This is a genomic window from Kitasatospora sp. NPDC001540, from assembly GCF_042894345.1.
Lineage (GTDB): Bacteria > Actinomycetota > Actinomycetes > Streptomycetales > Streptomycetaceae > Kitasatospora > Kitasatospora phosalacinea_C.
In genome coordinates, this window is sequence record NZ_JBIAVO010000001.1 from 138,693 (window position 1) to 151,633 (window position 12,941).

The following is a 12,941-nucleotide window of genomic DNA, read 5'->3' on the forward strand; positions in this document are numbered from 1 at the left end:
GGTCCCGCACCGGGTGGCCGGTGCCCGTGCTCCGTACGGGCCGCTCCCCGTACGGGCCGTTCGTCGTCTGCCGCCGACACCGTACCGGCCGCCGGTGCGCGCGGTCACGGCGGATCGGCAACGCGTCGCGGTGGGGACGACGCTGCAGCGGCGTTGATCGTTCCCGTCCGGGCCCGGGAATTCCGCTCCCGAACGGGGTCGGACGCCTCCGACGCGAGTCAGTCGGAGGCCGCGGCGGCGCGGCGCAGCACCCGCAGCGAGCCCGTCACCGACACCTCCTCGAAGCCTTCCGCCAGCGCCCGCAGGTACACCCGGTACGGCGCCTGGCCGCCGTCCGCCGGGTCGGGGAAGACGTCGTGCACCACGAGCAGGCCGTCCGCGGCCAGGTGCGGCACCCAGCCCTCGTAGTCGCCGGTCGCGTGCTCGTCGGTGTGCCCGCCGTCCACGAACACCAGGGCCAGCGGACCCCGCCACACCGCCGCGACCTGCGGCGAGCGGCCGACCAGCGCCACCACGTGCTCCTCCAGGCCCGCCGCGTGCAGGGTGCGGCGGAACCGCGGCAGGGTGTCCATCAGGCCGACCTCCGGGTCGACCAGCGACGGGTCGTGGTACTCCCAGCCCGGCTGCTGCTCCTCCGAACCGCGGTGGTGGTCGACGGTCAGCGCGACCGTCCCGGCCCGGCGGGCCGCGTCCGCCAGCAGGATCGCCGAGCGCCCGCAGTACGTGCCGATCTCCAGCAGCGGCAGCCCGGTGCGCCCGGCCGCGTCGAGCGCCGCCGCGTACAGGGCCAGGCCCTCGTCCTCCGGCATGAAACCGGTCGCGGCCCGGAACGCGGCCAGGACCTGCGCGTCCGGGACGGGCTGCGGGGACGCGGCGGCGGGGGTGGGGTCGGTCATCGGGCGCTCCTGCCGGGCCGGGGGTGGCTGCCCCAGGACCCTACTGGATGGTAGGAACGGCCCCGTCGCGGGCCGTGCGCGACGGGGGTGGGGGCGTGCGGGGGCGTGCGGGGCGGCTACAGCAGTTCGGCGGCGACCCGGGACCGGCTCGGTGCGAGCTCCGCCTCGATCAGGGCGTTCCGCCCGGCGTCCAGCACCAGCGTGGGACGGTCGGCCGGGGGAGCCGAGGCCAGCAGCCGCAGCCGCAGGTAGGTCGGCGGGTGCGAGACGTCGGTGGCGGACACCTCCCGCTCCGACAGCCGCACCCGGCGCTCCACCTCGGTCGGCGGGACCGACCGGGCCGCCTCCGCCAGCGCCTCCCACAGCCCCGGCATCGGGCCGGCCGCCCGCGCCGCCCGGCCGCCGGCCCGGGGCAGGGCCCGCTGCCGGGTCAGCACCGCGTCCAGCGTGCCCTCGCTCAAGGTCGCCTGCAGCGCGCCCCGCGCGTCCCGCGGGGACGTCAGCCGCGCGGACATCAGGTCGGCCCGGTACTCGGCCGCCTGCCCGCTGCGCAGGTGCAGGCGGTGCATCAGCCTCCTGAGCGCCCGCACCCCGAGGTTGAGCGCGCCCAGCACCAGGACGGTGACGGCGGAGGCGATGGCGACGACCAGGTTGGCGCTCGTCTCGTTGTCGCGCGCCGGGTAGGTGAGCACGTACCACTCGTCCAGCGCCCGGACGGCCGAACCCGTCCACACGCGGCGCCGGACGTCCCCGTTCACGCAGTGCCCGATCTCGTGCCCGAGCACCGCGACCCGCTGCTGCCGGGTGAGCACCGTCCACAGCGGCAGGCCGATCTCCAACTGCCGGTGGCGGCGCAGCCCGTACGTGCCGAAGGAGGCGTTGAACGCGGAGGTCACCACGATCGAGTCCACCTTCGGCGCGCCCAACTCCGCCGAGACCAGGTCGACCAGCCCGTACAGGGTCGGCGCGGCCTCCCGGGTCAGCACCCCCGAACGCTTCGGGCGGCCCAGCCGCGGACGCAGCAGGAACGCCACCGCCAGTGCGATCACCCCCAGCACCCGGGCCGGCCAGCCGCCCAGCGGCCACCCCACGACCAGGGACACGCCGGTCAGCAGCACCGCCAGCGACACCAGGTGCACCGCCCCCGCGAGCAGGAACGCGCCCACCGACGCGCTGTGCTGCAGATCCGACCCGCCCTCCGCGACCAGCCGGAACACCTGCTCGGTGCGGTCCCTGACCTCCTGGCGGCGCTTCTCCTCGCGCCGCTTCTCCCGCTCGGCCCGGCGCCGGGCCCGCAGCGGCAGGCTGTCGAGGGACGGCTCGGGCGGCAGCAGGTTCCACTCGCAGGACGGGCACCAGGTCGGGAAGTGCTCCTGCGGGACCACCGGCGCCCCGCACCGGGGGCAGCGCTCGGCGGCCGGGGTGGTCGGGGTGGCCGAGGTGGCCTGGGTGGGGATGGTGGGGGCCGGGGTGGCGGAGGCCGTGGCGGCCGGGGTTTCGGCAGTGGACACGGCGGCGGGTCCTGCCCCAGCCGACGGTCCGGGGGGGGGAGCGGGTCGGTGCCCGAACCGCTCGCCGGGTGCGGGGGGATGCGCTATACAGGGGCGGCCGTGGTGGAACGCGTTCCACCGGGTGCCGTCACCGGCGGCCGAGCACCCCGCCGTCAACCGGCGGCCGAATCCCCTGGGAGCAGCCCGTGCGCGCAGCGATCCTGCAGCAGACCGGACAGGACACCCTGGACGTCCGCGACGACGTCGAAGCCGTCGGTTTCGGGCCCGGTCGGGTCCGGGTCCGGGTGCGGGCCGCCAGCCTCTGCCACTCCGACCTGTCCGCGATGGCCGGGGTCCTGCCGCAACCCGCCCCCTTCGTGCCCGGCCACGAGGGCGCCGGGGACGTCGTCGAGGTCGGCCCGGGCGTCACCGGTCTCGCCCCCGGCGACCGGGTCGTGCTCTGCTGGATGCCGCCGTGCGGCCGCTGCCCCGCCTGCCGGGCCGGGCGCACCCACCTGTGCACCGCCTCGATCCGCCGCCTCGGCACCCCCGCCTTCCGGATCGGCGGCGACACCGACGCCTACGGCTTCTACGGCACCGGCGCGTTCGCCGAGGAACTCGTCGTCGCCGCCGACGCCGTCATCCCGGTGCCCGACGACCTGCCCCACGAACTCGCCGCCCTGATCGGCTGCGGCGTCACCACCGGACTCGGCGCCGTCGTCAACACCGCGCGGGTGGAGGCCGGTTCGACCGTCGCCGTGATCGGCGCGGGCGGCGTCGGCATCGCCGCCGTCCAGGGCGCCCGGATCAGCGGCGCCACCCGGATCACCGTCGTCGACCCCGTCGCCTCCCGCCGCGAACGCGCCCTCGGCTTCGGCGCCACCGACGCCATCGCCCCCGAACAACTCAAGCACGCCGCCCGCGAGTTGCCCGCCGGCGGCTACGACCACGTCTTCGAGGCCGTCGGCCGCGCCGCCACCGTCCGGGCCGGCTACGACGCGGCCCGCCGAGGCGGCGCGGTCGTGGTGATCGGCGCCGGGGCCCAGGACGACAAGGTCTCCTTCAGCATGGGCGAACTCTTCTTCAACGAGAAGCGCCTGCTGCCCTCGATGTACGGCGGCGGCGACGTCCGCCGCACCGTCGAGCTCGCGATCGACCTGTGGCGGGCCGGGCGGCTCGACCTCGCCGGAATGATCACCCACCGGCTGCCGCTGGCCCGGGTCAACGAGGCGATCGCCCAGATGCGGGCCGGGGAGGCGCTGCGGACCGTCCTGCTCACGGACTGACGCGCGGCGCCCCGTCCCCGGTCCCCGTCCCCCGTCAGGACGTTGACGAGGGAGGGGCGCTGGCGGGTGCGGTGCGGTTCCTGTGGCCTCTGTGGCCTCTGTGGCCTCTGTGGTTCCTACCGGGAGGTCCTGCGGGCGGTCAGCGGCGGTGGCGGCCGTGCGGGTCCGCCTCCGGGGCGTCGTCGTGGGCGGTGGTACCGCGGTGCCGTCCGTGCGCCCCGCCCTCGGCGGTCTCGTCGGCGCCCGGCGCGCGGTGGCCGTGCTCGGTGCTGTCGTCGATGGACTCGGACATCAGGTCGGTCCTCTCCGTGCGAAGGAAACGGTCAACGGACGTGCTGCCGACGGAACCCGGGCAGCACGCAACCGGCCGTCCTCGCGGCGGCCCGTACGGGACCACGACAACGGCCGAACACCAGCGGAGCCTACCGAACCCCCGCTGGCGGTTCCCTGTTGGTGCGTGCCGTTGCGTGTCGGTGCTTCGGGTCCTGCTCCTACGGCCCGCCGTTCCCCGTGCCCCCGGTCCCTCCCGTCCCGCGGTTCGTCCGGGGCCGCGCCCGACAGGGTCGCCCGGTAGGCCGGGTCGGCGAGCAGCACGGCGTGGGTGCCGACCGCGCGGACCCGGCCGCCGTCCAGCCGCACCACCGCCTCGGCACGGGCCGCGACCGCCCCCGCGGGCAGCCGCCCCGTCGTACCGAGCACCGTCCACTCCACCGCCGCGACCAGCAGCGGCACCGACACCGTCAGCGCGACCGACGACCCACGCACGGCAACTCCTGGTCCACAAGCAGGACGAACAGGTGGGAGGGTCGTGCCCGTCTCCCGCGCGCACGGCGCGCGCGGGAAGCCTGGGTGTTCGGTGATCGGGCCGTCAGGTCGGGCGGCCGGTGCGCAGGAAGCCCGCCAGCAGCTCGTGCACCGCCGCCGCGCCCTCCTCGGCCAGCACCTCGTGCCCCGCCCCCGCCGCCTCCACGTACCGGAAGTCCACGCCCTCCACCCGTCCCAGCCGGAGCAACTCGTGCCGCAGCGAACGGGACTGGCCCACCGGCACCACCTCGTCCCGATCCCCGTGCACCACCAGCAGCGGCGCGTGCAGCCGGTGCGCCATCCGCAGCACGTCGCGCGGGCCGCGGGCGTCGTCGATCTCCCGGTCGCCGCCCAGCCGGGTGGTCAGCGCCCGCACCGGGGCCGCCGCCTCCGCCAGCAGCCGCCCGCCCGACAGGAACGGCGCCACCACCGCGCACCGCGCCACCGACCCCACCGGGGCGTGCGCCGCCGCCAGCAGCGCCAGGAACGCGCCGTAGCTCACCCCGAACAGCGCGGGCGGCTCCAGCCCCAGTGCCGCCCGCTGCCCCGCCACGCCCTCCAGCAGCGCCAGCACGTCCTCCAGGTCCGGCCCGCCCCACGCGCCGCGGATCGCCATCGCGAACTCCGGCCCGTACCCCGTCGAACCGCGCTGGTTCGGCGCCAGCACCGCCAGCCCGTCCGCCGCCATCCGCTGCAGCGCCGGATCGAACTCCAGCCGCCAGGCGTCCGCCGGGCCGCCGTGCAAGGCCAGCACCAGGTGCGGCGCCGACAGCCACGACTCGCCGCCGTACACCACCGCCTCCACCGGACCGGCCGGACCGGCCAGCTCCAGGCACTGCGCCGACCGCCACCGGCCGCCGTCCCCCGGCTCCGCCGACCCGTCCAGCCGCCAGCCGACCGGGGACGCCGGACCCGTCCGCTGCGGGAACTGCGGGGGCGGGGAGGCTTGCGGGGGCGGGGAGTTGAGCGGCGCCAGCGGCAACGGCAGCGCGACCGGAGCGCCCGCCGGGAGCGGCTCCGCCGCCAGCAGTGCCGCCACGTCCAGCGTGGCCAGCGCGGCCGGACGGTCCGGCGCCGAGTACGGCATCCGCAGCCCCGCCGCCGACCAGTGCCCCACCGCTCCCAACCGGCCCGGCGGCACCGGCAGCGGACGCACCTGCTTCTCACCCGCCCGCCACAGCACCAGCGCCGACGCCGCCCCGTGGTCCACCTGCAGCACCACCTGCGGCTCCGCGCCCGGCTCCGCGCCGGGTGCCGCCGCCACCGGACGCAGCAGCCGCCCCGGCTGGTGTAGACAGTCCGGGAAGCGGACCGGCTCGCCGCCGCCGATCAGTGCCCAGCCGAGCCGGTCCACCCCCGGCGCGTCGCTGCGCAGCATCCCGAAACCGGTCGTCGGATCGAACAGCACCAGCCGGTCGTTGCTGCTCTCGCCCAGCTCCAACAGCGTTGTGGTGGTGCCCAGTTCGAGATCCAGCACGACGGTCTTCACCATCCCGCCGACCACCCGGTCCAACGCCAGCAACCGCCCCGCCGCGTCCAGCCACACCCCGCCGCCGTGCAGCCCCGGCAACTGCGCGACCTCCCGCGGCGCCGACCCGTCCGCCGCCAGCAGCCACACCGTCGTCACCGGGCGGGTGTCCGTCCCCAGCAGCACCGCGACCGGAGCGCCCCCCGCCGTCGCCCCACCCGGCACCGCCAGCATCCGCAGCCCCGGCAGCCGCAGCGCCGCCAACGGCACCTCCGGCTCCCCGGCGGCCAGCAGCACCAGCGCGTGCCGGTCCCCGTCGTGCCGGCACACCAGCACCCGACCGTCCGGCAGCGCCAGCAGTTGCGCCCGCAGCCCCTCCTCCGAGGACAGTGCGGTCGGCACGGCCGGACCGTCCGCCGGGAGGCGCCAGCTCTCCGCGTACCACCCGCCGTCGGCCCCGGCGGCGAGGCACGCGGCGTGCGAGCCGTCACCGGCGAAGGTGAAGCTGAGCCGCCGCAGCGCGAGGTGCACGGTCTGCGTGCTCATCGGGGATCACCTTTCGGCAGACGGGTCGGAACGATCGGGGGCCGGGGACGGCGGGCCGGGGCTGCTTACGGGCGCGCATTGGCTTCGGGTGCTGTCACTACGGCCCGAAGCAGCTCGGACCTTCGGTGGGCTCCGGCCGTCAGCAGCTCGGACCCGCCGTTCCCCGGGCCCCTGACGGGGCGGTTGGCGGGGTGGTTGGCAGGGTGGTTGGCAGGGGGGCTGGCGGGGCCGCCGCAGGGGCGCTCCACATCCGGGGCCCGCCGTGGCGGAGGCGGAGGAGGAAGGCGAGCGGGCCCGCGGTGCCGGTGCCGTAGGCGGGGGTGGCGGTGGTGCCGGTCTCGTCGGGGAGGACGAGCAGGCCATCGCGCAGGGAGGTGCGGGCGGCGATCAGGGCGGCGAGTTCGTGGGCGCCCCGGTGGAAGCGGGCCTCGCCGGTGGCGTCGGCGAGGTCGAGGAGGTACTCGCCGTTCCCGGCCAGGCCGTGGCAGGCGCTGACGCCGCCGTGCCAGCGGGCGTCCAGGACGGCCTGCCCGGCGGCCAGGGCGAGTCGGCGGGACGTCCCGTCGCCGGTGGCCAGCCAGTGCCGGACGAGGAAGGTGCCGACCCCGGAGGAGCCGCTGCACCAGTGGGCGAGGCGGACGTGGTCGGGGTCGCCGTGGCTCTGCGGCCACCACGCGGCGGGCCCCTCGTGGCGGGCGGTGGCGGCCAGGGTGCGGGCGGCGCGGTCGGCGGCGGCGCGGGCCTCCGCCGCGGTGGCGGCGAACGAGGGGTCGCCGCTGTCCGCGAGGGCGGCCGCGGCGGCGAGCAGGAAGGTGCCGACGCCCGCGACGCCGTGGGCGTGGCCGAGGTGGGTGGTTCCGGCGAGGGCGGAGTCGAAGTCGGCGGGCACCGGCCAGACCGTCCCGTACGGTTCCTCGCGGGCGGCGGCGAGCAGGTGCCGGACGCAGCGGGCGGTGCGGTCGAGGAAGGTGCGGGCGCCGGTGGCGCGGTGGGCGCGGAGCTGGGCGAGGCCCGCTCCGGCGGTGCCGTGGCAGACGTCGGGGTTGGGCCGGTCGAGCGGGAGTTTCGCGGCGAGTGCGGCGGCGCGTTCGGCGAGGCCGGGGTCGGCGAGGGCGTCGGCGGCGTCGAACAGGGCCCAGGCGGTGCCGGCCCGGCCGAAGTGCAGGCCGGGGAGGACCACGGGTTCGGCGGCGCAGCGGCGTTCGATCCAGGTGGCGGCGAGGGCGGCGGTGGCGCGGGCGCGTTCCCGGACGGGGTCGGGCAGCGGGGCGAGGGCGGCCAGGGCGAGCAGGGCGAGGACGCCCGCCGCGCCGTGCTGGACGTTGCACGGGTCGGTGAGCAGGCCGTTCGGGACGGTCGGCCAGAGCCGGTCGCGGCGCTGCGGGGTGGCGCCGCGGGTCAGGTCGTGCAGGCCGTCGTGCAGCAGCCGGTCCAGCGCGGACGGGGCGACGGGCACGGCGGCGGCAGTGCCGGTGCCGGCGGCAGCGGTGGCGGTGGCCGGTCCGGCGGCGAGCGCGGTGCGGACGCGTTCCAGGCTCCAGCGCCGGTCGGCGGCCTCGGCACGCAGCCCGAGCACCAGCGGGGCGAGCCGGCGGGCGGTCTCCCCCTCGCGGGCGGCCAGCGCCAGCCAGCGGCCCAGCCGGTCGGCGACCGGGCGGGCCTGCGGCAGGTCGTCGGGCAGCAGCGGGTCGTGGCCGGTGGCGAGCAGGAAGTACAGGCCGCCGAGGGCGTACAGGTCGGTGCTGCGGGCGGCCCGTCCGGTGCGGTGCGGGCCGGAGTGCTCGGGGGCGCGGTAGCCGGGGGTGCCCGCGGAACCGGCCGTCACCCCGGCGGGGACGGCGAGTTCGAGGTCGACCAGGCGGACGTCCCCCTCCGGGGTGACCAGCACGGTGCCGGGGGAGAGGTCGCGCAGGACGAGCCCGCGGTGGTGCACCCGCTCGACCAGGTCGAGCAGCGCGAGCGCCAGCGGACCGGCCTCGGCCCAGCGGACGTCCGGGGTGCCGTCGCGGCGCAGCCGGGCCGCGACCCAGCTGCCCAGGGCCTGGCCGGGGACGCGCTCCCGGACCAGGAACAGCGAGTCCCGCTGCTCGACCAGGGCGTGCACCCGGGGGGTGAGACCGCTGTCGGCGAGCCGGTCGAGCAGTTCGGCCTCGTGCCGCAGGGCGGTGCGGGCGTCCGCCCCGGCCCGGTCGACCTCGATGCGCGCCCGGGCCTGCTTGACCACCACCTCCGCGCCGGTGGTGCGGTCGCTGCCCAGGAACACCCCGCCCCTGGCGCTGTGCCGCAGCGCGGCGGTCAGCGCCCAGCGGCCGTCCAGCAGCACGCCGCCGGGGCGCCGGGCGCCCGGCCCGGGCTGGGCGGGCACCTGGACGACCCGGGCGCCCGGCGCTCCTGATCCCGCTCCCGCTCCTACGGTGGTCGATCCCGCCCCCTCGACGGGGTCGACCACCCAGGACGGACGGCGGTAGGCGGCGGTGCGGACGTCCTCGACCAGGGCGCCGCCGGGGGTGCGCAGCATCGAGCGGTAGGCGCCGTCGTTGCCGGGCACCGACCGTCCGGCGAACGTGCCGTAGCGGTAGTGCACCAGGCTGCCGGGACGGTACGGGCGGTCGGAGGGAATCACCGGCCCGGGCATTCCCGCGGTGGCGAGGTGGAGTTCCTCGGCGAGCCGCCGGAATTGCTCGTCGTCGTTCGGGTGGACGGTGACGAATTTCCCGGCCGATCCGCGTGCGCTGTTCCGGGAATTGATTCCGTGGAGTTTCTTCCGGTCGGCGGTGAATCTGAACGCGCACGGGTCGTCGGCGACCGCCGCGGCGACCGCGGACAGCACTTCGACCGCCACCGAGGAGGCCGCGCTGACGTGCAGCTTCCAGCCCCGGGCGGGGAGCTCGCGGCCGGACGGCCGCACCGTGCACCAGAAGCCCTCGACCGCGACCGTCCAGTCGCCGCCGCCTCCCCGGGCCCTGCTGCCGGTCACGGCCGCCCGCGCCACCTCCACCAACGTGCCGTCCACACCCGGCTCGTCGTCGACCGGACCCGGCCCCCCTGCCCCGCGCAGCGGTGTGCCCGCCCCCATCTGCTTCACACCCCTTCGCGGTGGACTCGACCGAACGGTCTGCGGAAGTCACGAGAGCCTCGGCGGCGCCCGCCGAATTCCACGGTCTCCCCGTGGGATTCCACGCGCCGTTGCGCGGGAATTCCGGCCGGTCGCCTTTTTCGACCCCCCCTGTCGAGGCAACTCTCGTTCGCAGGACTAGAAGTTACTTTCGGGGAGGGTGCGACTCAACACCGGCCGGGTCACTTCACCCGTAAGGGTGATCCGGTTTCGTTTTCGAATGCGTTCGCCCCGGGGCGTGTGACCAGGGCGCACCGCGCGGCCACCGGCCGCCCCCGCTCCCGGGGCCGGTCGGAGGGCGGTCGGAGCCCCCGTCCGCCGCCCCCCGCCGGGTTGACGTGCACGTGTACGACGGTCGGCCCCGGTCCGCCCGCCGGGAGCGGGACCGGGCCCGGCCGTGGCACGCGGTAGTCTCGACAGGTGCCGAAACTCTCCGACGTCATCGCCGTGCTCGAAGAGGTCTACCCCCCGCAGTGGGCGGAGTCCTGGGACGCGGTGGGCCTGGTCTGCGGCGACCCCGAGGCCCCGGTGCGCCGGGTGCTGTTCGCCGTCGACCCGGTGCGGACCGTGGTGGACGAGGCCGTCGAGTGGGGCGCCGACCTGCTGGTCACCCACCACCCCCTCTACCTGCGCGGCACCACCACGGTCGCCGCGACCGGCTTCAAGGGCCGGGTGGTGCACACCCTGATCAAGCACGACATCGCCCTGCACGTCGCGCACACCAACGCCGACCACGCCGACCCCGGCGTCTCGGACGCCCTGGCCGAGGCCGTCGGCCTGAAGGTCACCGGCCCGCTGGTGGCCGACCCGACCGACCCGGCGGGCCGCCGCGGCAGCGGCCGGATCGGCGAACTCCCGCAGCCGATGACGCTGGCCGCGTTCGCGGCGCAGGTCGCCGCCGGACTGCCCGCCACCGCCGCGGGCGTCCGCGCCGCGGGCGACCCGGAGCGGCCCGTCCGCCGGGTCGCGGTCTGCGGCGGCTCCGGCGACTCCTTCCTGGCCGAGGCCCGCAAGGCCGGCGTCGACGCGTACGTCACCGCCGACCTGCGGCACCACCCGGCCTCCGAAGCCACCGAGGCGGCCCCGGTCGCCCTGGTCGACGCCGCGCACTGGGCCACCGAGTGGCCCTGGCTCACCCTCGCCGCCCGCGAGCTCACCGGCCGCGCCGAGAGCCGCGGCTGGCCGCTGGAGACCCGCGTCTCCACCCGGGTCACCGACCCGTGGACGGCGCACGCGCCGATGCCGTACGCCCCCTGAAACCTCCCGCCGAACCAACTCAACAGGAGCCCTGCCGCGTGAACGCCGCGCCCGCCGACCAGAACCGCCTGCTCGACCTGCAGGCCCTCGACTCCCGCCTCGACCAGCTGGCCCACCGGCGGCGCACCCTGCCCGAGCACGCCGAGATCGACAAGGCCACCGCCGACCACACCGCCCTCAAGGACCTGGTCGTCGCCGCCCAGGCCCAGCTCGGCGACACCACCCGCGAGCAGGCCAAGGCCGAGGCCGACGTCGAGCAGGTCCGCGCCCGGGCCGCCCGCAACCAGCAGCGGATGGACTCCGGCGCGGTCAGCTCCCCCAAGGACCTGGAGAACCTCCAGCACGAGAACGCCTCGCTGGCCAAGCGCCAGGGCGACCTGGAGGACATCGTCCTGGAGGTGATGGAGCGCCTGGAGTCCGCCCAGACCCGGGTCACCGAGCTGACCGCCCGCCTGGAGCACTCCTCCGTGGTCGTCGCCGAGGCCGAGGCCCGCCGCGACGCGGTGTTCGCCGAGATCGACGCCGAGGCCGACAAGGTCCGCCGCGACCGCGAGGCCGTCGCCAACGTCATCCCCGCCGACCTGATGAAGCTCTACCTGCGCCTGCGCGAGCAGCAGGGCGGCACCGGCGCGGCCCGCCTCTACCAGCGCCGCTGCGAGGGCTGCCGCACCGAGTTCTCGATCACCGAGTTCAACGCGATCAAGGCCGAGCCCGCCGACAAGGTGCTGCGCTGCGAGAACTGCGGCCGGATCCTGGTCCGCACCGGCGAGTCGGGCGTCTGATCCGGTGGCGGGCGCCAAGTACGTCGTCGAGGCCGACGGCGGCTCCCGGGGCAACCCGGGGCCGGCCGGCTACGGCGCGGTGGTCCGCGACGCCGACACCGGGCAGATCCTGGTCGAGGCCGCCGAGTACATCGGCCACGCCACCAACAACGTCGCCGAGTACCGGGGCCTGATCGCCGGGCTGAGGGCCGCGCGCGACCTCGACCCGGACGCCCGGGTCGCGGTCCGGATGGACTCCAAGCTGGTCGTCGAGCAGATGTCCGGGCGCTGGCAGGTCAAGCACCCCGACATGCGGCCGCTGGCCGCCGAGGCCCGCGGCGTCCTGCCCGCCGGGAACGTCACGTACGACTGGATCCCGCGCGAGCGCAACAAGGACGCCGACCGGCTCGCCAACGAGGCGATGGACGCGGGGCGGCAGGGCCGCCAGTGGGAGCCCGCCCCCCGGCCCGTCGCGCCCGTCGTCTCCACCGCCGCCGCCACCGACGAACCGCTGCCCACGGCGGGCGTCGCGATCGGCGGGGCTGCCGGGGCTGCTGGGGCCGGGGTTGCCGGGGCGGCCGGGACCGCAGGGGCTGCCCCCCGGGCGGGCTGGGCCGGGCCCGCCGACCTCGGCACCCCCACCACCCTGGTGCTGCTGCGCCACGGCGAGACCCCGCTCACCCCGTACAAGCGCTTCTCCGGCAGCACCGGCAGCGACCCCGGCCTCTCCGAGAAGGGCCGCTGGCAGGCCGAACGCGCCGCCGAGGCGCTGGCCGCCCGCGGCACCGTGCAGGCCGTGGTCGCCTCCCCGATGCTGCGCACCCGGCAGACCGCGGAGGCCACCGCCCGGCTGCTCGGCCTGGAGGTGCGGATCGAGGAGGGCCTGCGCGAACTCGACTTCGGGGCCTGGGAGGGCCTCACCTTCGCCGAGGTGATGGAACGCCACCCCGACGACCTCACCACCTGGCTGGGCTCCGCCAAGGCCAAGCCCACCGGCAGCGCCGAGTCCCTCACCACCCTGGCCCAGCGGGTCGCCCAGGCCCGCGACCGGATCATCGCCCGGTACGCCGGACAGACCGTGCTGGTGGTCTCGCACGTCAGCCCGATCAAGACCCTGGTCCGGCTGGCCCTGGGCGCCCCGCCGGACGCGGTGCACCGGATGGAACTGTCCGCGGCCTCGCTCTGCGCCGTCCAGTACTACCGCGACGGCAACGCCTCGCTGCGGCTGCTCAACGACACCTCGCACCTGCGTTGAGGGTTGCCGGGCGGCGGACGTCAGTCAGTTGGCGGACGTCAAGCAATTGACGTTCGTCGGGCG

9 protein-coding genes are annotated in these 12,941 nt (G+C 76.7%); 4 read left to right on the forward strand and 5 right to left on the reverse strand.

Features of this window, described 5'->3' with window-relative positions:
* Window positions 1–218 precede the first annotated feature (218 nt).
* Window positions 219–896, reverse strand: coding sequence for a class I SAM-dependent methyltransferase (locus ACFY00_RS00645; protein ID WP_388025774.1), 678 nt, complete (start codon window positions 894–896; stop codon window positions 219–221).
* 116 nt (window positions 897–1,012) lie between these two features.
* The gene (locus tag ACFY00_RS00650) at window positions 1,013–2,407 is read right to left on the reverse strand and encodes a M48 family metalloprotease (RefSeq protein WP_388025776.1); all 1,395 of its coding nucleotides are present in this window, start codon (window positions 2,405–2,407) and stop codon (window positions 1,013–1,015) included.
* A 185-nt stretch (window positions 2,408–2,592) separates the two neighbouring features.
* On the opposite strand from ACFY00_RS00650, the gene ACFY00_RS00655 reads away from it, so the two are divergent.
* Entirely contained in the window at window positions 2,593–3,672 is a 1,080-nt protein-coding gene (locus ACFY00_RS00655; RefSeq protein WP_388025779.1) for a Zn-dependent alcohol dehydrogenase, read from the forward strand.
* A 139-nt stretch (window positions 3,673–3,811) separates the two neighbouring features.
* Here the strand turns inward: ACFY00_RS00655 and ACFY00_RS00660 are convergent, their stop codons facing one another.
* The 3 genes from ACFY00_RS00660 to lanL all read right to left on the reverse strand — a co-directional run bounded on the left by ACFY00_RS00660 (window position 3,812) and on the right by lanL (window position 9,503).
* Window positions 3,812–3,964, reverse strand: coding sequence for a hypothetical protein (locus ACFY00_RS00660; protein WP_388025782.1), 153 nt, complete (start codon window positions 3,962–3,964; stop codon window positions 3,812–3,814).
* A gap of 576 nt (window positions 3,965–4,540) precedes the next feature.
* A complete protein-coding gene (locus tag ACFY00_RS00665; RefSeq protein ID WP_388025783.1) occupies window positions 4,541–6,490 on the reverse strand; it encodes an alpha/beta hydrolase family protein in 1,950 nt (649 codons plus the stop codon).
* 139 nt (window positions 6,491–6,629) lie between these two features.
* Window positions 6,630–9,503, reverse strand: coding sequence for a class IV lanthionine synthetase LanL (gene lanL, locus ACFY00_RS00670; protein ID WP_388025785.1), 2,874 nt, complete (start codon window positions 9,501–9,503; stop codon window positions 6,630–6,632).
* A gap of 522 nt (window positions 9,504–10,025) precedes the next feature.
* On the opposite strand from lanL, the gene ACFY00_RS00675 reads away from it, so the two are divergent.
* Genes ACFY00_RS00675 through ACFY00_RS00685 form a run of 3 tightly spaced genes read left to right on the forward strand, consistent with a single transcriptional unit; the run spans window position 10,026 to window position 12,878 of the window.
* A complete protein-coding gene (locus ACFY00_RS00675; protein WP_388025787.1) occupies window positions 10,026–10,862 on the forward strand; it encodes a Nif3-like dinuclear metal center hexameric protein in 837 nt (278 codons plus the stop codon).
* Between the two features lie 38 nt (window positions 10,863–10,900).
* On the forward strand, window positions 10,901–11,644 hold the full coding sequence (locus ACFY00_RS00680; RefSeq protein WP_388025790.1) for a zinc ribbon domain-containing protein: 744 nt from the start codon (window positions 10,901–10,903) through the stop codon (window positions 11,642–11,644).
* A gap of 4 nt (window positions 11,645–11,648) precedes the next feature.
* Window positions 11,649–12,878 carry a bifunctional RNase H/acid phosphatase gene (locus ACFY00_RS00685; protein WP_388025791.1) on the forward strand — a complete coding sequence of 410 codons (1,230 nt, stop codon included), beginning with the start codon at window positions 11,649–11,651 and terminating at the stop codon, window positions 12,876–12,878.
* Window positions 12,879–12,941 lie beyond the last annotated feature (63 nt).

Coding starts and splice junctions, on each gene's coding strand:
- ACFY00_RS00645 (WP_388025774.1), bottom strand. CDS start 896: ATGACCGACCCCACCCCCGCCGCCGCGTCCCCGCAGCCCGTCCCGGAC.
- ACFY00_RS00660 (WP_388025782.1), bottom strand. CDS start 3,964: ATGTCCGAGTCCATCGACGACAGCACCGAGCACGGCCACCGCGCGCCG.
- ACFY00_RS00665 (WP_388025783.1), bottom strand. CDS start 6,490: ATGAGCACGCAGACCGTGCACCTCGCGCTGCGGCGGCTCAGCTTCACC.